General features: G+C 74.4%; 28 protein-coding genes. 4 read left to right on the forward strand and 24 right to left on the reverse strand.

Annotated elements, in window-relative coordinates; translation table 11 throughout:
• Positions 1–16: 16 nt before the first annotated feature.
• The 5 genes from ACLWS4_RS24105 to ACLWS4_RS24125 form a co-directional block, all read right to left on the reverse strand.
• Positions 17–346: an XRE family transcriptional regulator gene (locus tag ACLWS4_RS24105; RefSeq protein WP_387966327.1), complete on the reverse strand. Its 330-nt coding sequence runs from the start codon at positions 344–346 to the stop codon at positions 17–19.
• 2 nt (positions 347–348) lie between these two features.
• On the reverse strand, positions 349–714 hold the full coding sequence (locus tag ACLWS4_RS24110) for a type II toxin-antitoxin system RelE/ParE family toxin (RefSeq protein ID WP_074002325.1): 366 nt from the start codon (positions 712–714) through the stop codon (positions 349–351).
• A 100-nt stretch (positions 715–814) separates the two neighbouring features.
• The gene (locus ACLWS4_RS24115; RefSeq protein WP_416875203.1) at positions 815–1,837 is read right to left on the reverse strand and encodes a nitronate monooxygenase; all 1,023 of its coding nucleotides are present in this window, start codon (positions 1,835–1,837) and stop codon (positions 815–817) included.
• Between the two features lie 48 nt (positions 1,838–1,885).
• Complete coding sequence (locus ACLWS4_RS24120) at positions 1,886–2,512, reverse strand: response regulator transcription factor (RefSeq protein WP_049656462.1); 627 nt, start codon at positions 2,510–2,512, stop codon at positions 1,886–1,888.
• Positions 2,509–3,714 (reverse strand): sensor histidine kinase, encoded by a 1,206-nt coding sequence (locus ACLWS4_RS24125; protein ID WP_049656461.1) that lies wholly within the window; start codon positions 3,712–3,714, stop codon positions 2,509–2,511. Before ACLWS4_RS24125 ends, ACLWS4_RS24120 begins: the two co-directional genes overlap by 4 nt.
• A 165-nt stretch (positions 3,715–3,879) precedes the next feature.
• On the opposite strand from ACLWS4_RS24125, the gene ACLWS4_RS24130 reads away from it, so the two are divergent.
• A complete protein-coding gene (locus ACLWS4_RS24130) occupies positions 3,880–4,956 on the forward strand; it encodes an ABC transporter permease (protein WP_387966329.1) in 1,077 nt (358 codons plus the stop codon).
• Positions 4,953–5,633 (forward strand): ABC transporter ATP-binding protein, encoded by a 681-nt coding sequence (locus ACLWS4_RS24135; protein WP_117487205.1) that lies wholly within the window; start codon positions 4,953–4,955, stop codon positions 5,631–5,633. The genes ACLWS4_RS24130 and ACLWS4_RS24135 overlap by 4 nt, the downstream gene beginning before the upstream one ends.
• Here ACLWS4_RS24135 and ACLWS4_RS24140 read toward each other — a convergent pair.
• The 3 genes from ACLWS4_RS24140 to ACLWS4_RS24150 all read right to left on the reverse strand — a co-directional run bounded on the left by ACLWS4_RS24140 (position 5,630) and on the right by ACLWS4_RS24150 (position 8,099).
• Positions 5,630–6,157: a Uma2 family endonuclease gene (locus ACLWS4_RS24140; protein ID WP_416875204.1), complete on the reverse strand. Its 528-nt coding sequence runs from the start codon at positions 6,155–6,157 to the stop codon at positions 5,630–5,632. The genes ACLWS4_RS24135 and ACLWS4_RS24140 overlap by 4 nt on opposite strands.
• 108 nt (positions 6,158–6,265) lie before the next feature.
• Complete coding sequence (locus tag ACLWS4_RS24145) at positions 6,266–6,976, reverse strand: GntR family transcriptional regulator (protein ID WP_117487207.1); 711 nt, start codon at positions 6,974–6,976, stop codon at positions 6,266–6,268.
• 241 nt (positions 6,977–7,217) lie between these two features.
• Positions 7,218–8,099, reverse strand: coding sequence for an NAD(P)-dependent oxidoreductase (locus ACLWS4_RS24150; RefSeq protein ID WP_416875205.1), 882 nt, complete (start codon positions 8,097–8,099; stop codon positions 7,218–7,220).
• 191 nt (positions 8,100–8,290) lie between these two features.
• On the opposite strand from ACLWS4_RS24150, the gene ACLWS4_RS24155 reads away from it, so the two are divergent.
• Positions 8,291–8,920 carry a TetR/AcrR family transcriptional regulator gene (locus tag ACLWS4_RS24155; protein ID WP_416875214.1) on the forward strand — a complete coding sequence of 210 codons (630 nt, stop codon included), beginning with the start codon at positions 8,291–8,293 and terminating at the stop codon, positions 8,918–8,920.
• A gap of 160 nt (positions 8,921–9,080) precedes the next feature.
• The gene (locus ACLWS4_RS24160; protein WP_117487209.1) at positions 9,081–9,410 is read left to right on the forward strand and encodes a hypothetical protein; all 330 of its coding nucleotides are present in this window, start codon (positions 9,081–9,083) and stop codon (positions 9,408–9,410) included.
• A gap of 4 nt (positions 9,411–9,414) precedes the next feature.
• On the opposite strand, the gene ACLWS4_RS24165 is transcribed toward ACLWS4_RS24160, so the two are convergent.
• The 16 genes from ACLWS4_RS24165 to ACLWS4_RS24240 form a co-directional block, all read right to left on the reverse strand.
• Positions 9,415–10,350, reverse strand: coding sequence for an ornithine cyclodeaminase family protein (locus ACLWS4_RS24165; RefSeq protein WP_338016276.1), 936 nt, complete (start codon positions 10,348–10,350; stop codon positions 9,415–9,417).
• 23 nt (positions 10,351–10,373) lie between these two features.
• Positions 10,374–11,402 (reverse strand): proline racemase family protein, encoded by a 1,029-nt coding sequence (locus tag ACLWS4_RS24170; protein WP_375876044.1) that lies wholly within the window; start codon positions 11,400–11,402, stop codon positions 10,374–10,376.
• A complete protein-coding gene (locus tag ACLWS4_RS24175) occupies positions 11,402–12,760 on the reverse strand; it encodes an aldehyde dehydrogenase family protein (protein WP_079272090.1) in 1,359 nt (452 codons plus the stop codon). Before ACLWS4_RS24175 ends, ACLWS4_RS24170 begins: the two co-directional genes overlap by 1 nt.
• Before the next feature lie 43 nt (positions 12,761–12,803).
• Positions 12,804–13,808: a proline racemase family protein gene (locus ACLWS4_RS24180; RefSeq protein ID WP_380745473.1), complete on the reverse strand. Its 1,005-nt coding sequence runs from the start codon at positions 13,806–13,808 to the stop codon at positions 12,804–12,806.
• A gap of 93 nt (positions 13,809–13,901) precedes the next feature.
• On the reverse strand, positions 13,902–14,765 hold the full coding sequence (locus tag ACLWS4_RS24185) for a dihydrodipicolinate synthase family protein (protein ID WP_369808372.1): 864 nt from the start codon (positions 14,763–14,765) through the stop codon (positions 13,902–13,904).
• A gap of 179 nt (positions 14,766–14,944) precedes the next feature.
• Entirely contained in the window at positions 14,945–16,360 is a 1,416-nt protein-coding gene (locus tag ACLWS4_RS24190) for an NAD(P)/FAD-dependent oxidoreductase (RefSeq protein ID WP_416875206.1), read from the reverse strand.
• Positions 16,341–16,658: a (2Fe-2S)-binding protein gene (locus tag ACLWS4_RS24195; RefSeq protein ID WP_049652011.1), complete on the reverse strand. Its 318-nt coding sequence runs from the start codon at positions 16,656–16,658 to the stop codon at positions 16,341–16,343. Before ACLWS4_RS24195 ends, ACLWS4_RS24190 begins: the two co-directional genes overlap by 20 nt.
• Positions 16,659–16,737: 79 nt before the next feature.
• A complete protein-coding gene (locus tag ACLWS4_RS24200; protein ID WP_049652010.1) occupies positions 16,738–17,898 on the reverse strand; it encodes an NAD(P)/FAD-dependent oxidoreductase in 1,161 nt (386 codons plus the stop codon).
• Positions 17,899–18,029: 131 nt separating this feature from the next.
• Complete coding sequence (gene tatC, locus ACLWS4_RS24205) at positions 18,030–18,923, reverse strand: twin-arginine translocase subunit TatC (protein ID WP_117487214.1); 894 nt, start codon at positions 18,921–18,923, stop codon at positions 18,030–18,032.
• A 163-nt stretch (positions 18,924–19,086) separates the two neighbouring features.
• Positions 19,087–19,392: a Sec-independent protein translocase subunit TatA gene (gene tatA, locus ACLWS4_RS24210; protein ID WP_049652008.1), complete on the reverse strand. Its 306-nt coding sequence runs from the start codon at positions 19,390–19,392 to the stop codon at positions 19,087–19,089.
• A 191-nt stretch (positions 19,393–19,583) separates the two neighbouring features.
• Positions 19,584–19,796, reverse strand: a complete 213-nt coding sequence (locus tag ACLWS4_RS24215; protein ID WP_049652007.1) for a hypothetical protein — start codon at positions 19,794–19,796, stop codon at positions 19,584–19,586.
• Between the two features lie 21 nt (positions 19,797–19,817).
• On the reverse strand, positions 19,818–20,048 hold the full coding sequence (locus ACLWS4_RS24220; protein ID WP_049652006.1) for a hypothetical protein: 231 nt from the start codon (positions 20,046–20,048) through the stop codon (positions 19,818–19,820).
• Between the two features lie 3 nt (positions 20,049–20,051).
• On the reverse strand, positions 20,052–20,978 hold the full coding sequence (locus tag ACLWS4_RS24225) for a helix-turn-helix transcriptional regulator (protein WP_181970795.1): 927 nt from the start codon (positions 20,976–20,978) through the stop codon (positions 20,052–20,054).
• 26 nt (positions 20,979–21,004) lie between these two features.
• A complete protein-coding gene (locus ACLWS4_RS24230) occupies positions 21,005–21,979 on the reverse strand; it encodes a helix-turn-helix transcriptional regulator (RefSeq protein WP_049652004.1) in 975 nt (324 codons plus the stop codon).
• Positions 21,980–22,156: 177 nt separating this feature from the next.
• Positions 22,157–22,540: an FKBP-type peptidyl-prolyl cis-trans isomerase gene (locus ACLWS4_RS24235; protein WP_049652003.1), complete on the reverse strand. Its 384-nt coding sequence runs from the start codon at positions 22,538–22,540 to the stop codon at positions 22,157–22,159.
• Between the two features lie 163 nt (positions 22,541–22,703).
• Entirely contained in the window at positions 22,704–24,017 is a 1,314-nt protein-coding gene (locus ACLWS4_RS24240; protein ID WP_049652002.1) for an FKBP-type peptidyl-prolyl cis-trans isomerase, read from the reverse strand.
• Positions 24,018–24,063 lie beyond the last annotated feature (46 nt).

Below are 24,063 nucleotides of genomic sequence, written 5' to 3' on the forward strand. Positions count from 1 at the left end.
CGCCAGGAGCGGACGGTCAAGCCACCTTGATCGTCCGCTCCCCCCGCCGGATCATCACCTCGACCTCGCCGCCGATCGCCGCCGAATACGCCCGCAGGTTGTCCAGGCTGTCCACCTGCCCGTGCTCGATCTGCGACACCCGCGCCTGGCTCACGCCCATCAGCTCCGCCACCTCCTTCTGGGTGAGGTCGGCCGACTTCCGCATCTCTGCCAGCTCGTAGCCGCGGATCCGGGCCAGGTTCTCCTTTCGGATCCGCGCCCGATCGGCCTCCGCCTCCGGCGAAGCCAACCAGGGGTTGATCCGCTGCGCCTCAGCCCACACCTCGGTCCAACTACGGCTCGTCATGCTCACGCTCCCTTGTCCTTCTCCTCGACGTACTGCTCATAGCGAGCCTCCGCCAGCGGGATGTTGATGTCGTACCACCGGGACCACTCCCCGTTCTTGTCGCCGGCGACCAGGATGACGGCCTCCCGTTCGACATCGAAGACGAAGAGCATTCGAACCTCGGAGCGCCCCGCCGAGCCGGGCCGGAGCTCCTTCAGGTTGTGCAACCTGCTTCCATGAATCCGGTCCACCAGCGGGCGCCCGAGCAGTGGCCCCCTCCTGGCGAGCAACTCGATCGCGTCGGCGATCTGGTCGGCCGTGTCCGGGTCCTTGACAGCGATGTCCAGGAACCAGTCGTTCACCGGACCGATGAGTGTGATCTCCCACATGGAACCAAATTAAGTTTGCCCTTATACGTTACCGCGCGCTTTCCCGCTCAATCCACCCCTGCGAGGGACAACACGCCGAGTCCTGCGCGCCCCCGACCGGCTACCCGCGCGCTGCCTGCCACAGGTCGGCGACGATCCTCTCCGCCGGGCCGGTGCGGGCCAGGTGGTGGGCGGTGCCGGCCCAGAGGTGCATGGCGTCGGTGTCGCCGCGGCGGGCGGCGGCGGCGCGGAGGGGGGCGGTGAGGTGGTGGACCTCGGGGTAGGCGGGCGGGGCGTACGGGTCGTGGCGGTCGATGAAGCCGTTGCGCAGGCCGCGGGCCGGGCGGCCGGTGAAGGCGCGGGTGACGGCCGTCTCCGGGAGTTCGACGAGCGCCGCCCGGTGGGCGGCCGAGGCGCCGGACTCGTCCGAGCGCAGCAGCGCCGTGCCCAACTGCACCGCCACCGCCCCCGCCCACAGCGCGGCCGCGACGGCCGCGCCGTCGCCGAGCCCGCCCGCGGCGATCAGCGGCAGCGCCGTCACCTCCCGTACGGCGGCCAGCAGTTCGAGCAGCGGCTGCTCCCCGGGCCGGTCCGTCACCCGGTGGGTGCCCCGGTGGCCGCCCGCCTCCGGGCCCTGCACGCACAGCGCGTCCATCCCGAGGGCCTGCGCCGCCCGCGCCTCCTCGGGCGTGGTGACGGTGGCGACCTGGGTCGTGCCGACCGCCCGCACCGCCGCCGCCTCCTCGGCCGTGGGCAGCCCGAAGGTGTACGAGAGCACCGGCACCGGGTCGGCGAGCAGGAGGGCGAGCTTGGCCTCCCAGTCGTCGCGGTCCGGCCCGATCTCCTCCGGCAGGCTCACGCCCCACTGCTCGGCCTCGGGGCGCAGCCGCTCCCGGTACGCCGCGACGGCCGCCGCGTCCCCGGGCGTGCCCGGCACGAAGAGGTTCACCCCGTACGGCCGGTCGGTCGACTTCCGTACCGCCGCGATCTGCTCGGCCATCGCCTGGGCGGTCTTGAGGGCGCCGGCCAGGAATCCGAGCCCGCCGGCCCGGTTCACCGCCGCCGCCAGTTCGGGCGTCGAGGGCCCGCCCGCCATCGGGGCGGCGATCACCGGTACGGCGAGCTCGTCGAGACGGACGGTCATCAGGCGCTCCTCACACTGCCACGGGCACGGAACACCCCCACCCTACGCTCAGCGGATCAGCCCCAGCCGCCGTGCCTCGCGCACCGCCGCCGTGCGCGAGTCCACGCCCAACTTGGTGTAGATGTGCACCAGATGGGACTTCACCGTGGCCTGACTCAGGTGCAGCCGCTGACTGACCTGCTGGTTGGTCAGCCCGTCCGCGACCAGCCCCAGCACCTCGGTCTCCCGGGCGCTGAGCGCCGCCGCGGGCGTCCGCATCCGCTCCAGCAGCCGGTCCGCCACGCTGGGCGCCAGCGCGCTGCGCCCCGCCGCGGCAGCCCGGACGGCCTGGGCCAGCTCCTCCGGCGGCGCGTCCTTCAGCAGGTAGCCGGTGGCGCCCGCCTCCAGGGCGGGCAGGGTGTCCGCGTCGGTGTCGTACGTGGTGACCACCAGGACCCGCGGCGCGCCCGCCCGGGCGGTGATCGCCGCGGTGGCCTGCGCCCCGTTCATGGCCGATCCCGGCCCGAACTGGAGGTCCATCAGCACCACGTCCACGCCCGGCTCCGCCGCCAGTTCGACGGCCCGCTCGGCGGTGGCCGCCTCCGCCACGATGGCGAAGTCCGGTTCGCACTCCAGCACGGCCCGCAGCCCGGCCCGCACCACCGGGTGGTCGTCGGCGATGAGCAGCCGGATCACTGGCCGGCCTCCGGGGTGACCGGCAGCTGCACCGCCACCGTCGTGCCCTGCCCGGGCGCCGACTCCACCGTGAAGCCGCCGCCGAGCGCCCGGGCCCGGGCCCGCATCGACGGCAGCCCGAAGCCGCCGTCCCCGCCGGTGCGGCCGGCGACCGCCGCCGGGTCGAACCCGGCCCCGTCGTCGTACACGTCCAGTGCCACCTCACCCTCCATGTAGCTGAGTGTCACCTCGGCCCGCGCGGCCCCCGCGTGCCGGACGGTGTTGCCGAGCGCCGACTGCGCGATCCGCAGCAGCGCGACCTCCTCCGCGGCCGGCAGCCGGACCGGGGCGCCGGAGACGTGCAGCTTCACCGGCAGGCCGCTCTGCGCCGTCGTCGTCGCGCACAGCCGCTCCAGCGCGACCGGCAGCGGGTCGCCGTCCAGCGCGGGCGGGGTGAGCGCCCGGACGAACCGGCGGGCCTCGTCCAGGTTGTCCTGGGCGGCCTGCCGCGCCTGCTCGACGTACCCGGCGGCGGTCTCGGTGCGCTCCGGCAGGGCCCGCTGGGCGGCCCGCAGCAGCAGCTGGATGGAGCTGAGGCCCTGTGCGAGGGTGTCGTGGATCTCCCGGGCGAGCCGCTCCCGCTCGGCCAGCACCCCGGCGGCGTGGTGGGCGGCGGCGGCGTCGGCGCGGGCGGCGGTCAGCTCGTCGATCAGCCGGCGGCGCTCCTCGCTCTCCCGGTACAGCGCCTGGTAGCCGAGCACGGTGGCGGTGGCGACGGCCGCGCCGAGCGCGGGCCCGATCGAGGCGGCGAAGCTGAAGCTGTGCTGGTGCCAGGACCACGCGGCGATCGACGCGGCGGCGGTCAGCCCGACGGCGACCAGCCCGCCGCGCCGCCCCAGCAGGTGCAGCTCCAGGAAGTACAGCGGGAAGGCCAGCCAGACGCCGTCCTGGGTGGTGATCAGTACGCCCGCCCAGGTGACGCCGAGCAGCGCCAGCCAGAGCGCGGCCGCCCGCCGGGAGCGGCGCACGGCGGCCAGCTGCGGTCCGACGGTGTAGACGGCGGCCATCGCGGTGGCCGCGGCGGCGACGGCGGCCGGATCGCCGCCCCGGTCGACGAGGACGGCCCGGGCGACGGCGAGCGCGAGCAGGCCCGCCACGAGCAGGTGCAGGCAGACCTGGAGGACGCGGGCGACGGGGGTGGTTCTGGATCGTTCGGTCGCCATCCGTCCAGCCTAAGTTCCTAGCCCGGCACCCGGCATCAATCAAAAGGTTGAACTCGGGCTCTCCCCTTTGATGCCCAGGATGCAATCCCCGGCGCGATGCCCCGGACCCCTCCCGTCCAGGACGGTGGAAGTGTCGAAACCACCTGCCCAGAGGAAGGCCCCGTCGTGTTCGTCGCCTGGAGGGACCTGAGGTTCGCCAAGGGGCGGTTCGCCCTGATGGGAACCGTCATCGTGCTGATCACCGTGCTGGTCGGCCTGCTGTCCGGGCTGACCGCCGGGCTCGGCCGGCAGAACATCTCCGCGATCACCGGCCTGCCCGCCGACCACCTGGTCTTCGGCAAGCCGGCCGACGGGCAGAAGCTCTCCTTCACCGACTCCCAGGTCACCCCCGACCAGTGGCAGGCCTGGGCCCGCGAGCCCGGCGTCACCTCCGCCCAGCCGATCGGCATCACCACCACCAAGGCCGCCGCCGGACAGCGCACCGCCGCGCTCTCCGCCTTCGGCGTCCCGGACGGCTCCGCACTCGCCCCGCAGGGCAGCCGGATCGCCCCCGGCCAGGCCGTACTGTCCAAGACCGCCGCCGAGAACCTGGGCGGCCTCACCCCCGGCGCCGACTTCACCCTGGCCGGCCACCCGCTGCGGGTCGCCGCCGTCGAGGGCGACGCCGCGTACAGCCACACCCCGGTGATCTGGACCAGCCTCGGCGACTGGCAGCAGGCCGCCCCCGGCGGCGCCGGCCACGCCACCGTCATCGCGCTCGACACCGCCAAGGGCGCCGACCTGGCCGCCGCCGACGCCCGCCACGGCACCGAGACCCGCACCCGCGACGACGCCCTCGCCGCGATCGGCTCCTACACCTCCGAGAACGGCTCCCTCCAGCTGATGCGCGGCTTCCTGTTCGCCATCTCGGCCCTGGTGATCGGCGCGTTCTTCACCGTCTGGACGATCCAGCGCAGCGGCGACATCGCCGTCCTCAAGGCCCTCGGCGCCTCCACCCGCTACCTGCTGCGCGACGCCCTCGGCCAGGCCGTCCTCCTGCTGCTGCTCGGCACGGTCGTCGGCACCGCGATCGCGTCCGGCTTCGGCGCGCTGATCGGCTCCGCCGTCCCCTTCGTCCTGGACGCCCCGACCGTCCTGCTGCCCGCCGCCGTCATGATCGCCCTCGGCGCGATCGGCGCGGCCCTGTCCATCCGCCGGATCACCTCCGTCGACCCGCTGACCGCCCTCGGGAGCGCCCGATGAGTCTCGTCCTCGACCGCATCACCCTCACCTACCCTGACGGCGACGGCCGGCTCACGGCACTCGACGAGGTCTCGCTGACCGTCCCCAAGGGCACGCTCACCGCCGTCGTCGGCCCCTCCGGCTCCGGCAAGTCCAGCCTGCTCGCGGTCGCCGCCACCCTGATCACCCCGGACTCCGGGCAGGTCGTCGTCGACGGCACCGACACCGCGGGCCTCAGCCGGGCCGACCTCACCGCGCTGCGCCGCACCAGGATCGGCATCGTCTTCCAGCAGGCCAACCTGCTGCCCTCGCTCACCGCGGTGGAGCAGTTGCAGGTGATGGCCCACCTCGACGGCCGCCCCCCGCGCGGCGCGCTCCCCCGCGCCCTGGAACTCCTCGACGCCGTCGGCCTGCGCGACCAGGCCGCCCGCCGGCCGCACCAGCTCTCCGGCGGGCAGCGCCAGCGGGTCAACATCGCCCGCGCGCTGATGAACGACCCCACCGTCCTGCTGGTCGACGAACCCACCAGCGCCCTCGACCACGAACGCGGCGCCGCCGTCCTCGACCTGATCACCGACCTCACCCACCGCCGGGCCACCGCCACCGTCCTGGTCACCCACGACCGCACCCACCTGACGGCCGTCGACCAGATCGCCGAGGTCCACGACGGACGGCTGACCCTCCCGGCGGCGGTCTAGGCGATCAGCTCCGACACCGGCAGCGTCACCGCCGTCCCGGGCAACCCGACCACCTGCCCGGGACGGCGTACGACCCGCTCCCGGTACTCGCCCCGCACGGGATCGGTCAGCACCAGCACCTGCTGCTCGACCCGGTCCACGACCACGTAGGTCGGCACCCCGGCCAGCGCGTAGGCGGCGGGCTTCCTGGTGACGTCACTGCACAACGCCGCCGATGTCACTTCGAGGACGAGGCGGAAGATCTTCGGGTCGTAGCAGTTGTACGTGACCATCCGGTCGTCGCTCACCGCCTCGACGATCGACAGATCCGGCATCGCGAAGTCGTCCGGCCCGGTCGGCAGCCAGATCGCGAGCCGCTGGAGGACTTCCGTGTCCCCGCCTTCCAGCCCGGCCTCGAAGCAGGCCTTCATCACGTCGGAGAGGATCTCGCCGTGGCGCCCGTCGGGCAGCGGCTCGACGGCCACCTCACCGCCGAGCACCTCGACCCGGTGCCCGGGAAACCGATCGAAGAGGACCTCTGCCATGTCGAGCACCCTGTTCCGCACAGGCGAATCCTCCGCCCGTCGGCCCCAAGCCGCCGTCCATACCCGGACTCTTCACCCGAACGGGCGGTTTGACTCCTGCCGAGTCCCCTAGCGGGACCGCAGGCGCAGCGCCGAGGGCTCCGGTTCGGCGGGCTTCTCCTCGCCGGCCCAGAGGGAGCGGACGTGGCTGAGGTGGCGGGTCATGCAGGCCTCGGCCCCGGCCGCGTCGCCGGCGAGCAGCAGGTCGAGCAGCTCCAGGTGCTCCTCCGCCGAGGAGACCAGCTCGCCGCGCTCGTCGAGCCGGTTGAGGCCGTAGAGCCGCGAGCGCTTGCGCAGGTCGCCGACGACCTCGACCAGCCGCGAGTTGCCGGCCAGGCCCAGCAGGTCGAGGTGGAACTGGCGGTCGGCCTCCAGGTAGCCGATCAGGTCGTGCTTGCGGGCCGCCGCGACGATCGCCTCGGCCTGCGGGCGCAGCCGCTCCAGCTGCTCCTTGGTGGCGGTGCGCGCCACCCGGCCGACGGTCGGGACCTCGATCAGGGCGCGGATCTCGGTGAAGTCGTCGAGGTCGCGGTCGGTCAACTCGGTGACCCGGAAGCCCTTGTTGCGGACGGCTTCGACCAGGCCCTCGCGGGCGAGGTCGAGCATGGCCTCGCGGACGGGCGTCGCGGAGACGCCGAAGTCGGCGGCGAGCGCGGGGGCGGAGTAGACGACGCCGGGGCGCAGTTCGCCGGAGATCAGGGCTGCCCGGAGTGCGTGCGCGACCTGGTCGCGAAGCCGCTCCTGTACGGAGATCAGGGTGCGGGACTTGAGGTCGGCCATGGTGTTCCTCCGGGTGGGTGCAGAACACCAGCGTACAATGTCACGTTACGTTGCGTGCGCAACAGCCAGTGATTCGAACACCCGTCACCGACCCGCCGCACCGGCCCCTCTTCCTGCCGAACGCCATGGTGACAGCGGCCGTCGGCCGTGACAACGGCCGACGGCACACGATCTTCCGGTCCGCCCGGGAGGTCCGTACGAAGATCCGCACGGAGGTCCGCCCGGAGGCCCCTGCGGAGGGCTACGCCCGGCGGAACCGCCCCACCAGGGTGCTCAGGCTGGCCGCGCCGTCCCCGTCCGCCACACCCCGCCGGACCGCCTCCGCGAGGAGGGCCGGCAGGGCGCCGTCCACCCCGGAGTCCTCCGCGGTGTGCTGGACGTGCTCGATGCTCGCGAGTGCCATCGTCAGCCGGTCGACGTCCCCGCGGTGGTCCCCGGCGGTGATCCGCGGCGCGTAGAACTCGATCATCCGCGGCAGCAGCGCGGCGGTGGGCAGGGCGTACGGCAGGAACTCCTCGGCGGTGATGCCGTTGGCCTCGGCGACCGCCGTGGCGTGCAGGTAGCCGACCATCGAGGACCAGAACAGGTCCATCTGGATCTGGTAGTACAGCTGGGCCAGCCCGGGGTCGTCGCCCCGGTAGTCGGCCGCGGTGAGCACCTCCAGGGTGGCCCGGTGCCGCCGGAACAGCTCGACCGGGCCGCTGTAGAAGGTGGACGACTCGGGGCTGCCGATGCCCGACGGCGGCACCTGCACCCCGCCGGTCAGGTGTCCGGCGCCGCGCTCGGCCAGCCAGCGGGCGGCCTCGCGGGCCCGCCCGGGGGTGTCCGAGCTGAGGTTCGCGACCACCTTCCCCTTCAGCGCCGGCTCGACCGACTCCAGCACGGTGAACACGGCGTCGTAGTCGGTGAGGCTGAGCACCACCAGTTCGTTCGCCGCCACCGCCGCCTCCGCGCTGGGCGCCGCCTGCGCGCCCCGGGCGACGAGTTCGTCGGCCCGTGCGGCCGTGCGGTTCCACACCGTGACGGCGTACCCGGCGTCCAGGAACGCCCGGGCCATGGCCTGCCCCATCGGGCCGAGCCCGATCACCGTCACGGATCGCTTCGCCTGCTGCTCCACGGACATGCGTGTTCCCCTCCACTGGACGAATGCCTAGAACGAACGCTCTATCCAGAGCGCCGGAGCCGACGCTAGCACAGGACTGGAACGAACGCTCTACTCAGAATCTCGGCTAGGATCACGCCGTGAAGACGCCCGAGAAGACCCCCGCGCAGGCCGACCCGAAGGCCGCCGCGAGGGTCGCGGCGAAGGCCCCGGTGAAGGCCCCGGCGAAGGCCGCACCGAAGGACGGCGCGCGGGCCGAAGCGAAGCCCGGCACCCGGGAGCGGATCGTCCGGGCCACCTCCCGGCTGCTGCAGCGCCAGGGGTACGAGGGCACCGGGATCAAGCAGATCTCCCGCGAGGCCGAGGCCACCCTCGGCTCCGTCTACCACTTCTTCCCGGGCGGCAAGCAGGAGTTGGCCGCCGAGGCGATCCGGCACGGGGACGAGGAGTTCGCCGTCATGCTGCACGCCGGGCTCGGCTCCTCACCGGACCTGGGCGAGGCGATGACCGCCTGCACCCGGCTGCTCGCCACCGAACTGCGCGCGTCCGACTGGCAGGACGGCTGCCCGATCACCAGCACCGCCCTGGAGACGATCGGCCGGGTGCCGGTGATCGAGGAGGCGGTGGCCGAGGCCTTCGCCCACTGGCGCGCCGTCGTGACGGAACGGCTGCTCGCCGCCGGCATCGGCGAGCAGGACGCCCGCGAGCTGGCCGGCACCGTGATCAGCACCCTGGAGGGCGCCGAGCTCGCCGCCCAGGTCGCCCGCAGCGAGGAGCCGCTGCTGGTCACCGGCAAGCACCTGGCCCGCCTGCTCACCGCCTACGCCGACGACCGGGCCTGACGCGCGGAACCGGACCTGACGCGCCGAACCGAACCGCCCGCCCGCCCGGGAGCCCGCCGGAAAACGTCCGGAAAACGTGAGGAGCCGGTGCAGCGGGGGATCCCATCCCGCTGCACCGGCTCCGGCTCCACAACTCCCGACCACCACCAGGAGTAACGCCGTGTCGATCGACATCGCGCTGTACGACGGCCGCCCGAACGGCGGCCGCCGCACCAGCGCCAGGTTGCTGCACCTGTCGAGCCCCGGCGAGGCCCTCACCATCGCCCTGGCCCGGCACACCGATCCGACCCGCCACCGGCTCGGCCGGATCGACCCGTACGGGGACACCCCGTTCAACGAGCAGGACGCCGGCGCCGCCTTCGAGGAGGCCACCGCCCTGCTCGCCCGCTGCACCACCGGGGAGCAGCGGGCGGCCGTCCGCGAACTGCGCAACCTGCTCGCCAACTGCGCCGCCACCCCGGGCAGTTGGCTCGTCTTCCTGGGCGACTGAACCGCTAGGAAGCGGCCCGGTACACCTCCGCCGCGACGGCCAGGTCCTGCCAGGCCATCCCGACGCTCTTGAAGAACCGCGGCCGCCCGTCGGGCACCAGCGCGTCGCCGCGCACCAGTTCGGCGAGGTTCCACAGCTGCCGCCCGGCCACGCCCGCCATCAGCAGGTCCCCGGCCTCGCGCTCCGCGACGGTACGCGCCTCGACGTACAACTCGGCGCGCTGGACGAGCAGTTCGTCCACCTCCCGGGCGTCCGGCTCGTGCGAGCCGACCGCCGCCACCGCCGCGTGGGCGGGCACCAGGGCGCCGTCGAACAGCGGGGTGCGCGCGGTGGTGCAGCAGACCACCAGGTCCGCCTCGCGGACCGCGCGCGGGTCGCCGACCTCGGCCGCCAGCCCGAGCTTCCGCCCGTAATCGGCCAGCGCCCCGGCCCGTTCGGCGTTGCGCGCCACCACGGTGAGCCGGCGCAGCGGCCGGACGGCGAGCAGGGCGTCCAGGTGCCCGTACGCCTGCGGCCCGGAGCCGAACAGCACCAGGTGCTCGGCCTCCGGCACGGCCAGCCGCCGCAGCGCGGCCGCGGTGACGGCGGGCGTGCGCAGCGCGGTGAGCGCGGCGCCGTCCAGCAGGGCGAGCGGCTGGAGGGTGGGCCCGTCCAGCAGCAGGTAGCTGCCGGTGATCCGGGGCAGTCCGGCCGACGGGTTGGCGGGCGCGACCCCGGCGATCTTCACGCCGGCGTACGGCCCGGCGGCGGCCGGCATCATCAGCAGTTCGCCGGCGGGCACCGGTACGGCCGACCGGGCGGGTGCCGCCTCCGGGTCGAACCCGTCCAGCAGCACCCGCTCGATCGCCCCCACCGCCCCGGCGGGCCCGACCCCGCCGGTGCCCGGCACGGCGTACTGGAGCGGCACAACCGCCGCGCCGGGCACTTCGGTTGGCTTCACGGCTTCGGTCGCACGCACGGTGGTCACAGCAGGAACCCCGCTCCCAGGTCGTCGTCCGGCTCCAGCACGAAGCCGTGCTCGCCGGTGCGGAAAGCCGTCCCGCCGACCTCGGTGACCACGCCCTCGCCCTGCGGGTCGCCGCCCGGGAGGACCTGCCCGCTGAAGACCGTCCCGATGATCGACTCGTGCCGCAGCGGCTCGCCCGGGGCCAGCCGCCCCTCAGCGGCGAGCACCGCGAGCCGGGCGGAGGTGCCGGAGCCGCAGGGCGAACGGTCGATCTGGCCGTCCGCGAAGACGGTGACGTTGCGCTGGTTCAGCACCCCGTCCACCGGGGGGAGTTCGTCGTGGAGGATGACCCCGTAGACGCCCGACAGCCGGGCGTCCGTCGGGTGCGCGACCGCCTCCGAGCCGGCCAGCGCGGCCCTGATCTCCCGCCCCACGGCGGTGAGTTCGGGCAGCTGCTGCTTCTCCACGGCGAGCCCGAGGGCGGCCGCGGGCACCGAGGCGTAGCAGGCGCCGGAGTGCGCCACGGCGACCTCCACGGTGCCGCGCGAGGTCTCCACCGGGAGCTTCAGCGCGGTGACCCGGCTGGGCACGTTGCGGAAGGTCACCCCGGTGGTCCGCCCGCCGGAGCGGTGCACCAGGGCGGTGACCCGGCCGGACGGCACGTCGATCCGCACCCGCGCCACGCCGTCCGCGGGGGCGGCCACCAGTCCGGAGTCCACCGCCCAGGCGCCGAGCGCGATGGTGCCGTGTCCGCAGGCGGTGGAGTAGCCGTCCTTGTGCCAGAACAGCACACCCAGGTGCGCCTCGTCGTCGTCCGGCGGGACCAGGAAGCCGCCGTACATCCCGGCGTGGCCGCGCGGTTCCCGGCTGAGCAGCTGCCGGACCTCGTCCAGCGCGCTGGGCCGGGGCGCGGTCGCGCTGCCGCCCGCGCCGAGCGCGATGGCCCGGCGCTCGGCGACGGTGTCGCCGGGGATCGGGGGCACGCCGTCCAGCACGATCCGGAACGGCTCGCCGGCCGTGTGGTAGTCGACCGTCCGTACGAACATCAGAGCGCACCTCCGCCCGGCAGCACGCTGACGGTCCGGCTGACGGTGTAGAAGTCCAGGGCGGCCTGGCCCTGTTCGCGGTCGCCGTGGCTCGCGCCCTTGGCCCCGCCGAAGGGCAGGTGGAAGTCGACGCCGCTGGACGGCGCGTTGACCCGGATCATGCCCGCGTCCAGCCGGTCGGCGGCGGCCAGCGCCACGTCCAGGCTGCGGGTGTGCACCGAGGTGGAGAGGCTGTGCGGGGTGTCGTTGGCGAGCGCGATGGCCTCGTCCAGGTCGGCCGCGGCGTGCAGCACCGCGATCGGGCCGAAGAACTCCTCGCGGGCCAGCGGGTGTTCGGCCGGCACCTCGGCGAGCAGGGTCGGCTCGACGTACCAGCCGGTCCGCTCGGGCACCCCGCCGCCGGTGAGCACGCTCGCCCCGGCCTCGACGGCCGAGGAGACGGCCCCGGTCAGCCGCTCCCGCGCACCGGCGTTGATCACCGGCCCGCAGACCGCGTCGTCGACCGCCGCCAGCGCCTTGACCAGCGCCTCGCGCAGCGGCTCGTACGCGGCGCCGACCGCGATCACCCGGCTGGTGGCGGTGCACTTCTGCCCGGCGTACCCGGCGATGGCCGCGGCGATGTGCCCGGCGGCCTGCGCGATGTCGGCGTCCGGCAGCACCAGCGCGGCGTTCAGCCCGCCGAGTTCGGCCTGCACCGGCACCCCGCGGTCGGTCGCGGCCCGCACCACGGCCCGGCCGACGCCGGTCGAGCCGGTGAAGGAGACCACGTCGGCGGCGTCGACCAGCGCCGCGCCCTCCTCCGCCCCGCCGGGCAGCACCGTGAACACGTCCTCGGGCAGCCCGGCCAGCTCCGCCAGCCGCAGCGCGCAGGCCGTCGCCTCGGGGGCCGGCTTGAGCACCACCGCGTTGCCGACGGCGAGGGCCGGCGCGGCCTTCCAGGTCGGGATCGCCAGCGGGAAGTTCCACGGCGCGATCAGCCCGGCGACCCCGTACGGGCGGCGGCGGGTGAACAGCAGCCCGGGGCCGGCGGCGGTCTCGTGCACCGCCCCGGAGGGCGCGTACGGCGCCTGCGCGTAGTAGCGCCAGATCGCCGCCGTGCGGGCGACCTCGCCGAGCGCCTCGGCCAGCGGCTTGCCGACCTCGCGCACGATCAGCGCGGCCAGCTCGTGGGCGTGCGCCTCCACGGCGTCCGCGATCCGGCCGAGCGCCGCCGACCGGGCGCCCGCCCCGGCGGCGAGCCAGTCGCCCTGCGCCGCCCGGGCCCGCCCGACGGCGGCCCGCACGGCCTCGGCGCCGGGCTCCTCGACGGCGACCACGAGGTCGTCGGGGTCGGCGGGGTTGTACGAGGTGATGGTCACGGCCAGCAGCCCTTCGGGGGGAGGTACGGGGAGGAAGGAGGGGTCAGAGCAGGAAGCCCGCCGGGAACGGGTCGCTCGGGTCGAGGAAGTACTGGGCGGTGCCGGTGACCCAGGCCCGCCCGGTGACGGTGGGCACCACCGCGGGCAGCCCGGCCACCTCGGTCTCCTCGACCAGCCGCCCGGTGAAGGTGGTCCCGATGAAGGAGTCGTTGCGGAAGTCCCGCCCGAGCGGCAGTTCGCCGCGCGCGTGCAGCTGGGCCATCCGCGCCGAGGTGCCGGTGCCGCAGGGCGAGCGGTCGAACCAGCCGGGGTGGATGGCCATCGCGTGCCGGGAGTGCTCGGCGGTGGAGCCGGGGGCGAGCAGCTGGACGTGGTGGCAGCTGTGGATGGACGGGTTCTCCGGGTGCACCGGCCGGTCCGGGCCCGCGTTGATCGCGTCCATCATGGCCAGGCCGGCGTCCAGGATCTCCTGCTTGCGCTCGCGCTCGAAGGGCAGCCCGAACTCGGCGAGCGGCAGGATGGCGTAGTAGTTGCCGCCGTACGCGAGGTCGTAGGTCACCGTGCCGTAGCCGGGCACCTCGATCTTGCGGTCCAGGGCGACGGAGTAGGAGGGCACGTTGCGGATGGTCACCGCCTTGGCGGCGCCGTCCTCGACCTTCACCTCGGCGACCACGAGTCCGGCCGGGGTGTCCAGCCGTACGGTGGTGACCGGCTCTACCACCGGGACCATCCCGGTCTCGACCAGTACGGTGGCGACCCCGATGGTGCCGTGCCCGCACATCGGCAGCAGTCCGGAGACCTCGATGTAGAGCACGCCGAAGTCGGCGTCCGGCCGGGTCGGCGGCTGGAGGATCGCGCCGCTCATCGCGGCGTGGCCGCGCGGCTCGTACATCAGCAGGGTGCGGAAGTGGTCCAGGTGCTCCTGGAAGTGCACCCGGCGCTCGGCCATGGTGGCGCCGGGGATGACGCCGAAGCCGCCGGTGATCACCCGGGTCGGCATGCCCTCGGTGTGCGAGTCGACGGCGTGGAACACGTGGCGGCTGCGCATGGGTCACAACTCCCGTACAGGTTCGGATGGTTGGTGGGTTGGCCGGGCCGACTGCCGCCGCAGCCGGCCCGGAGGCCCGGGATCGCGCCGGTGTCAGACCAGGCCGTCGGCCAGCGCCTTCTCGGTGGCCGCGCGGACGGCCTCCTCGATCTCCGGGACGAGCGGCAGGCGCGGGGCGCGCACCGGGCCGCCGGGGCGCCCGGCGATGTCCATCGAGAGCTTGATGGCCTGGACGAACTCGGTCTTGGAGTCCCAGCGCAGCAGCGAGTGCAGCGACTTGTACAGCGGCAGCGCGTTCTCCAGGTCCTTGGAGACGGCGGCGTCGTAGAGCGCGACCGAGGCGGCCGGCAGGGCGTTCGGGTAGCCGGCGATCCAGCCGACCGCGCCCGCGAGCGCCAGCTCCAGCAGCACGTCGTCGGCGCCGATCAGCAGGTCCAGCCCGGGGGCCAGCTCGGCGATCTCGTACGCCCGGCGGACGTCGCCGCTGAACTCCTTGACCGCGACGATCGAGCCCTCGGCGTGCAGCTGGGCGAGCAGCGTGGGGACGAGGTCGACCTTGGTGTCGATCGGGTTGTTGTACGCCACGATCGGCAGCCCGGCCTTGGCGACCTCGGCGTAGTGGGCGCGCACCGAGGCGTGGTCGGCCCGGTAGGCGTTCGGCGGCAGCAGCAGGACGGAGCCGGCGCCGGCCTCGGCGGCCTGCTCGGCCCAGCGGCGGGACTCGGCGCTGCCGTAGGCGGCCACGCCGGGCATCACCCGGGAGCCGTCGCCGGCCGCCTCGATGGCGACCTCGACGACCTTGGCGCGCTCCTCGGCGGTGAGCGTCTGGTACTCGCCCAGCGAGCCGTTGGGGACGACGCCCTCGCAGCCGGAGTCGATCAGCCAGCGGACGTGCTCGGCGTAGGCGTCGTAGTCGACGGAGTGGTCCGGGCGCAGCGGAAGCGTGGTGGCGACCATGATGCCGCGCCAGGGACGGGTGCTGTCGTGCTGGGTGATGGACACATGAGCTCCTTGATGAGGTGTGACATTTTACTAGAGTGGACGGGCCGGAGACAAGGTCCCCGGCCCGTCCTTCGACGACGGACCCCGGGGGCGTGCCCGACCGTTCCCGCCCGACGCGAGCGGTCGGGCACGCCCTACGCCTCCGGGTTCGGCCCCGCCGCCAGCTGGGAGAGCGGCACCGGGCAGCCCAGCGGCCGCCGGTCCGGCCCCGGCTCACCCGGGCCGGCCAGGCAGGCCACGGCCGGACCGCACATCCGGCCCTGGCACCAGCCCATTCCGGCCCGGGTGAGCAGCTTCACGGTGCGCGGATCGCCCGCGCCCAGGTCCTCGACGGCCTCCCGGATCGCCGCCACCGGCACCTCCTCGCACCGGCAGACGTCGGTGTCCGGACGCAGCCAGCCGGTCCAGCCGGGGCCCGGCCGGTGCGCGGCGGCCATCAGGTCGGCGAAGGCCCGCAGCCGGGAGCGGCGGCGCAGCAGCGCGGCCTCGGGCCGCTCCCCGGCCACCGCGTGCGCGGCCAGCTCGCCCTCGGCGAGCGCGAGGTCCGCGCCGCCGACGCCGTTGGTCTCCCCCGCCGACCAGAGGCCGGGCACGCTGGTGCGCAGCCGGGCGTCGACCTCCAGCGCGACCGCGCCGTCCGGCCCGGTCACGGTCCGCGCGCCGAGCTCGGTGGCCAGGTCGATCTGCGGCAGCAGGCCGTGGCCGACGGCGAGCGCGTCGCAGTCGATCCGCCGCCCGGTGCCGGGCACCGGCCGCCAGTCGGCGTCCAGCCGGGCCACCGTGACGCCGGTGACCCGGTCCGTCCCGTGCGCCTCGACCACCGCGCTGCGCGGGCGCAGCCGTACGCCGTGCCGCAGCAGCGCACCGCCGTGCCCGGCGCCCTCGACCAGCTTGCCGGGGACGGCCGCCAGCACGCCGGGGCGCCGCGCGTACCCGAGGTAGGCGGTGGCCTCGACCACGGCGGGCACCTCGGCCCCGGCGGTGACCAGCGAGGAGGCCGCCGCGAGCAGCAGCGGGCCGCTGCCGGCCACCACGATCCGCTTCCCGGGCAGCACCAGGCCGGCCTTGAGCATGGCCTGGGCGCCGCCCGCGGTGACCACCCCGGGCAGGGTCCAGCCGGGGAACGGCAGCTGCCGCTCGTACGCGCCGGTGGCGAGCAGCACCGACCGGGTCAGGACGGTGGCCCGGTCGGTGCTCTCCGGTCCGCGGGTGACGTGCACCGCGAAGCCGTCCCCGGTGCGCTCCAGCGCCCAGACCTGGTGCCCGGCCCGGAAGTCGGCCCGCCCGGCGCGCCCGTGCGCGTCGAGCCGGTCGGCCAGCCCGGTGTAGGCGGACCAGTGGTGGTGCAGCCGGTCCGGCCGGGCCGCGCCGAGGCCGGGCGCCGGGTGGCGGTAGTACTGCCCGCCGGTGCTCTGCCCGCCGTCCAGCAGGGCGCAGCGCAGCCCGAGGTCGGCGGCGGTGACGGCGGCGGCCAGCCCGGCCGGGCCGGCGCCGACCACCACGAGGTCGTACGGCGGGGCGTCGAGGGGTTCAGACGGCGAGGTCGGCACGGCCGTGGCCCTCCTGGGTGGTGACGGTGGTGCCGGGCTCGGCGGGGAGCAGGCAGGTGCGCTGGTTGGGGCGGCCGTCCACGGTGGCCAGGCAGTCGAAGCAGGCGCCGATCCCGCAGAACGCCCCGCGCGGCTTCCCGCCGACCCGGGTGGTGCGCCAGGCGAGCACGCCGTCGGCCCAGAGCGCGGCGGCGATCGACTGCCCGGGCAGCGCGGGGACGGGCCGCCCGTCGAACTCGATGTGGTGGGCGGGCCCGGGCTCGGCCTCGACCAGCCCGGCGGGGGTGCGGCGGCGCATCGGCGGCCTCTCCAATCTCACGGGTCCAGGAAGGAATCTCACACAGGCCTCGGTCGCAGGCGGCCGGGCCGTCACGCCGTCACTCGGCCGGGAAGCGGTCCGCCCGGAACGGCGCGAGGTCCAGCTCCGGCTGCTTGCCGGTGAGCTGCTCGCTGATCAGCAGCCCGGTCGCCGGGGCCAGCCCGATGCCGGCCCCCTCGTGCCCGCAGGCGTGGTACAGCCCGGGCACCCGGGGGTCCGCGCCGATGGCCGGCAGGTGGTCCGGCAGGTACGGGCGGAAGCCGCGGTAGGCGCGCAGCACGGTGACGTCGGCGAGCACCGGGAAGAGGGCGGCGGCCTGGGCGGCGAGCCGGCTCAGCACCTCCTGGGAGAGCGTGCGGTCGAAGCCGACCCGCTCCCGGCTGGCGCCGATCAGCACCGGCCCGCCCGGGGTGCCCTCGATCACGGCGGAGGTCTCCAGCCCGGCCGATCCGCTGGCCACGTTGGCCACGTAGTCGGCGGCGTAGACCTTGTGCCGCACGACCCGCGGCAGCGGCTCGGTGACCAGCACGAAGCCGCGCCGGGGCAGCACCGGCAGGTGCACCCCGGCCAGCGCGGCCACCTCGCCGCCCCAGGTGCCGGCCGCGTTCACCACGGCGGGGGCGGCCAGGTGCCGCCGGTCGGTCCGGACGCCGCGCACGGCGCCGTCCGGGCCCCGGTCGACGGCGGTGACGCTCTCCCCGGTGATCAGCTCGGCGCCCATCCGGCGGGCCTCGCGCAGCAGGTGGGCGGCGGCGAGGGCGGGCTGGACCTGGGCGTCCTGCGGGTAGTGGAAGCCGCCGGCCAGGCCCTCGGCCAGGTGCGGCTCCAGCTCGCGCAGCCGCTCGCCGGGCACCTCCTCGGCCTCGACCCCGACGGCGCGCTGCCCGTCGGCGAAGGCCCGCAGCGCGTCCTGCCCGGCGGCGGTGGAGGCGACCACCACGCCGCCCTTGGGCTCGTACTCGATCGCCGGGCCGAGCCGCTCGGCGAGGTCGCGCCAGAGCCGGGTGCTGAGCAGGGCGAGGTCGAGTTCGGGGCCGGGCTCCTTGTCGGAGACCAGCAGGTTGCCCTCGCCCGCGCCGGTGGTGCCGCCGGCCACGGGCCCGCGGTCCACGACGGCGACGGCGAGCCCGGCGCGGGCGGCGTAGTAGGCGCAGGCGGCGCCGACCACACCGGCGCCGACCACGACCACGTCCAGGGGAGGTGTCTCGGTCTTCAGCACGTCAGTAATATGTCACATGCCATGCGAGCTGCCAAGACCACCCGCCGAAACCCGGAACCGCCCCGACCAGCGGAAAGCCCCGGCCCACCGCTCGGCAGCGGCGGACCGGGGCTCCCTCAGGCCCTACCGGCTCAGGTGATGTCGTCCATCTCCTCGCGGCGGGACGCCGGCACCGAGGCACCGGCCGCCGGGGCCGCCGAGGCCTGGACGGACTCCGCACCGGCCACCGGCTGCACCGAGAGGTCCAGGTGCGAGGCCTCCTCGTCGTCCAGCCCGGCGTCCGGGTTGCGGCGCGCCTTGCGCTTGTCGTTGAAGATCGCGATCGCCACCGCGATGAAGTACAGCGCCCAGATCGGCGCGGCCAGCGCCAGCATGCTCAGCGGGTCGGCGCTCGGCGTGGCGAAGGCCGCGAACACCGTGATGCCCATGACCATGCCGCGCCACCAGCCCAGCAGCCGCTTGCCGCCGACCACGCCGACCATGTTCAGCATCACCAGCAGCAGCGGGAACTCGAAGGCCAGGCCGAAGACCAGCACCATCCGGGTGGCGATGTCGAAGTAGTCCTCGGGCGGCAGGATCGGCGTGGTGTCGTTCGGGGTGAACGAGAGCAGCACGTCGACCGTGGTCGGCAGCACCAGGATGGCCACGGCCACACCGGCCAGGAACAGCGGCGTCCCGCAGATCAGGAAGACGACCGTGTACTTCTTCTCGTGCCTGTGCAGGCCCGGCGCCACGAAGGCCCACACCTGGTAGAGCCAGATCGGCACGGTCCCGACCACGCCCGCCGTCAGGGCCACCTTCAGCATCCAGGTGAAACCGGCGGTCAGACCGATGTTCGAGACCTGGGCGCACTTGCCGTGGTAGTGCTTGGCCAGCTCCAGGGTTTCGCACCGCGGCAGCGGCTGCAGCAGGAAGTCCTCGATCTGCTTGTGGTAGACCGCCGCCACGATGGTGATCAGCACGATCGCCAGGACCGACTTGACCACGCGGTTGCGCAGTTCCCTCAGGTGGTCGGCGAGGGCCATCCGCCCCTCAGGATCCTTTGACGCCTTCGGCGCCTTGGAGAGCTTGCTCAACCCCGGTCCTCAACTCGTGCGTCGGGGCCCGCCGGTCGGCGGGCCTCCGTGGTCGCGAACGCCGCGCACACGGTGTGCGCGGCGGGCGTCAGGTGCCTCACGTGCGCCGCGCTCAGTGCGGGCGGTCGCCGTCGGGCGCGGAGGCCCCGGCGGCGGGCTCGGTCACCGGACGGGCCGTGGCCGACGCTCCCGGAGCGGCCTGGACGGTCCTGGCCGCGGCACCGTCGACCGGGGCCGGAGCCGGGGCGGGCCGGGACGGCTGCTCGGACTCGCCGTCCGAGCGCATCGCCTGCGCCTCGCTCTTCAGGATCCGCATCGACTTGCCCAGCGAGCGCGCCAGGTCCGGGAGCCGCTTGGCTCCGAACAGCACGATGGCGAGGATCACGATCACCACGATCGCGGTCATCGAGATGCGCATGCGCGACCACCTTCAGTCATGGCGGCCCGACGGGCCGTCCGCTGCGGATGGTAACCGCTGCGGATGACGCCACGACGACGGCCGCCCGAACAGGACAGCGGCCCCCGGTACACGGTTCAGGAGCCAACTGAGAGCGTAACCCGCCCCCGCCCGCGCGCAGCAGCCCCCGTACCACCGCGGTCCCGACCGTGCTATGCGGCGGGGACGCTCCGCTCCCCCGCCGGGGCGCCCTGGGCGGGCACCGCGTCCGCCAGGTCCCCGGCCGCCGCGGCCAGCGCCCGCGAGGCCGCGTCCACGCCCTTGGCCAGCGCCCGCACGTCCAGCCAGAGCCGGATCGCGAGGACCCCGAGGACCAGCAGGCCCGCGGTGGCGAGCAGGACGGCGGCGACGAGCATCCAGGACATGCGCCCCAGCCTATACGCGTGCTACCCCTCGGCCGGGACGAGCCGCATGGTGCGCACCCCGGCCCCGGTGAGCGCCTCGACGATCTTCTCCCCGGCCGGCTTGCGCACCGCCGCCCCGCACCGCGGGCAGCCGAAGCTGTAGTGCGCCTGGGCCGGGGTGCGACCGAGGGTCAGGCGGAAGTCCTCGGCCGGGAGCTCCACCTTCTCCCGGCACTCGGAGCAGTACACCTTGAATCTGGTCCCGGGTTCCACCGCTCAGACCCGCCCCTCCCCGTAGGCGGCCAGCGCCTCCCGCGCGGCCGAGCGCGCCTGCTCGGCGAGCTCGGGCGGCGAGACGATCCGGCCGTCCCGGCCCAGCCGCAGCGCCAGCGGGCGCAGCTGGGAGGGGTCGGCGCTGCGCAGGGTGATCCGCAGCCCGCCGTCGGGCAGTTCCTCGGCCCGGTCGTGGGTGTAGTACTCGGCCACCCAGCGTCCGCCGGAGGAGACCTCGACGACCACCTCGGGGTCGTCCGCCGCCGGGTTGACCAGCCCGCCGCTCAGGTCGCGTGGCTCGCGCCGGGGCGGGTCGGCCGGGACGTCCAGGACGCGGATCTCGGCGACCCGGTCGAGCCGGAACATCCGGTGGTCCTCGGAGGTGCGGCACCAGGCCTCGAGGTAGGTGTGGCCCTCGGTGAGCAGCCGGATCGGGTCGACCTCGCGCTCGGTCATCCCGCCGCGCCCGTGCGAGTAGTAGCGCAGCCAGAGCCGGCGGCCCTCGCTGAGCGCGCGGTCGATGTCGGCGAAGACGTGGCTCTCCGCCTCGAAGGTCACGCCGACCCGGGCGCTGCCCTCGGCGCTCTCCCCCGCCGCGTTCTCGATCTTGGCGACGGCCCGGGTGAGCGCCTCCCGGTCCCCGGCCCGCAGGCCCGGCAGTCCGGCCACCGCGCGGGCGGCCACCAGCAGCGCGGTCGCCTCGTCGGCGGCCAGCCGCAGCGGCTGGGCGACGTCGTCGACGTTGTGCCACCAGATCCGCTCGCCGTCGGTGTCGATGTCGAGCAGGTCGCCGCCGCGGAAGCTGGTGCCGCACATCGGCAGCACGTTGAGGTCCGCGATCAGCTCGCGCTCGCTGATCCCGAACGCCCGGGCCACCTCGGCGACCTCGGCCCCGGGCCGCTCGCGCAGGTAGGTGACCAGCGACAGCATCCGTCGCGTCTGGTCGATGGCGTTGCTCACGCGCCCACTCCTTCGAAACCCGCGACCGCCCGCAGCCGGTCGACCACATCCGCCCGCAGCTCCTCCGGCCCGAGCACCAGCACGTCCGGCCCGAACTCGGCCAGGTCCGCGCCGAGCCCGTTGCCGTACGGGATCTCCAGCTCGTCCCACAGCTCGTCCACCCGGGTGCTGCCCAGCGCCTTGGTCCGCAGCGGGAAGCCGGCGCCCCGGCGGACCCGGACGGTCGCGGTGGCGGTCGCCCCCTCGCCCGCGAACTTCGCCACGGTGGCCCGGACGTCCACGTGCTCGGGCACGGCGCCGAGGAACGCCCCGGACTTCGCCTTCACCCGGCCGGTGATCCGGCTGAGCCGGAACACCCGGGCGTCGCCCCGGTCGCGGTCGTACCCGGCCAGGTACCAGTGCCCGCGCCAGCACTCCAGCGCCCACGGCTCGACGCTGCGCTGCTCGACGGCGGCGGCACCGGCCTTGCGGTACTCGAAGGTGACCGGACGGCGGTCCCGGGCGGCGGTGAGCAGCGGCTCGAACGCGGCCTCCCGGGCGGGGATGCGCGGCTCCAGGGCGGTCCGGCCCTCGGCCTCGGCGAACGGCACCCCGGCCGCGCGCAGCTTCTGCAGGGCGCCGCTGGCCGCACCGGACATCTTGGCCTGCTGCCAGACCCGGGCCGCCAGGGTCAGCGCGGCCGCCTCCTCGGCGTCCAGGGCGATCTCGGGCAGCCGGTTGCGGTCGGCGCGGGCCAGGTAGCCGAGCTCGCCGTCCAGGGTGCTCTCGTCCACGTCGATCACCAGGCCGAGCTCGCGCAGGTCGTCCTTGTCCCGCTCGAACATCCGGTTGAAGGCGTCCTCGCTGCTGTTCTGCCAGGCCTCGCGGTACGCCTCGATGGATTCCCGCAGCTCCTTCTTGGAGAGCGGACGTCTGGTGTTCATCAGGCACAGGGCGAGATTCATCAGCCGCTCTGCCTTCGCGATCGCCATCGCTGACCCTTCCGGTGTGCCGCGCCGCGCGCGGGGTGCGCCAACCGGGCGATCACCACCCGGCGGGACCGACCGTACCGGTAGCGGTACGCACGGCAAAAGCGGCCTCCCCGAACGCCCCCGGACACGCCCGTGGGCCGGGCCCCCGGAGGGGTCCGGCCCACGGCACGAGCGGGCTCAGACGGCCAGCAGGTCGACCACGAAGATCAGGGTCGAGTGCGGCGGGATCGCCGAGGTCGGCGACTGGGCGCCGTACGCCAGACGCGACGGGATGGTCAGCTCGCGGCGGCCGCCGACCTTCATGCCGACGACGCCCTGGTCCCAGCCCTTGATGACCCGGCCGCCGCCCAGCGGGAAGCGGAACTCGTTGGGGCTCCGGTTCCAGCTGGCGTCGAACTCCTCGCCGGTCTCGAAGGTCACACCGACGTACCGGACGCTGACGTTCTGGCCCGGCTTGGCCTCCGCGCCGTCGCCCACGACGATGTCGCGGATCTGCAGCTCCGTCGGGGCGTCGCCGATCGGGAAGTCGATCTCGGGCTTCTCGTTGAGGTTGACGCTCACAGTCCCTCTTCTCACATTCGCTCTGCTGTCACGACCAAGCGGCGGACGCCCGCACCCGGTCCGTTCGTCCCGGACCACGGTACGGGCGCCCGCCGCCCGTTGGGGACCGGCCACGCGGCCGGACCCGAAGGTCACACGTGCACCATTGTCACCCGAAAGTGGATCAGCCCTGACCGGCGTCCAGGATGTCCACCACGAAGACCAGCGTCGCACCGGGCGGGATGTCGCCCTGGCCCTTGTCGCCGTAGCCCAGTGAGGCGGGGATCACCAGCTCGACCCGGCTGCCGACGGTCTGGCCCTCCAGGCCCTGGTCCCAGCCCTGGATGACCTGGCCGCCGCCGACCGGGAAGGTGAACGCCTGGCCCTTGCTGAGCGAGGAGTCGAACACCTTGCCGCTGGAGAACAGCGCGCCGGTGTACTGGACGACGACCTTCTCGCCCTTCTCCACCTTCGGCCCGGTGCCCTTGATCAGGACGTGCGACTTCAGCTCGGTCGGGTCCTTCGCCCCGGCGACCGGGGTGATCTCAGCCGGCTTCTTGCCGTTGTCCTTGACCTGCGGGAAGTCCGCGGGCGGCGGGGTGACGGTACCGCTCACCACGGCGTCGGGCGCGTTGGCGTTGCGGATGTCGATCACGAAGACCAGGTCGTCCTTGGGACCGATCGACATGTCGGCCTTGCCCTGGGCGCCGAACGCGGCGGCCGGCGGGGCCACCACCAGCAGCCGGCTGCCGGCCTTCTTGCCGATCACGGCCTGGTCCAGCGCCGGGATCAGCGAGTCGGTCCCGGCCTGGAAGATCTGCGGCTTCCCGTTGGCGTCGTACGAGCTCGGGATGTCCTTGCCGGTGTTCCAGTCCTTGGCGGTGTAGTCCACCGAGGCCCAGGAGTTCTTCTCCACCTTGGCGCCGGTGCCCTCGGTGAGCACCTTCACCACGAAGGAGCCGTCGGAGGCCTCGCCCGGGATCTGGATGTCGGCCTTCTTGCCGAAGTCGCCGGCGACCGTCGGCAGCACCTTGGCGCTGTCCTTGATCGGCGGCACCGGGTCGGCGGTCGGCGTGGGCGGCGCGCTCTTGGCCGCGTCCGGCTTGGCCGCGGCGCTGTCCTTGGAGCCGTCCTTGTTCACCATGTACAGCGTGACGCCGCTGCCGACCAGCAGCAGGGCGATCACCGTGCCGAGGATCACGCCCAGCTTGCCGACGCCGGGCGGGTTCTCGTCGTACCCGGCCTCCGACGTGTCGGACTTGCGCACGTTGGAGGCGAAGATCTGCGGGGCGTCGTCCGTCTTGGTCCCGCCCGCGGCGCGCGGCGCCTCGCCGGGCTGCGCCCAGCCCGCCTGCTGCGCCAGGATCGCCGGGGGGACGACGATCGACTCGCGGTCCCCGCCAACCGGACCGCCGGGACGAGAGGCGGCCGGGTCACCCGCGGAGCTGTCGTTCGCCGCGGTGCCGGCCCCGCCCGGGCTCGGCGTCTTCTCAGTCATGACTCCCCATCCATCTCGCCACGAGGTCTTCCAGGTCTGCGCCCGG

It is taken from the genome of Kitasatospora sp. SC0581, from assembly GCF_048159585.1.
In the GTDB taxonomy this organism is placed as follows: domain Bacteria; phylum Actinomycetota; class Actinomycetes; order Streptomycetales; family Streptomycetaceae; genus Kitasatospora.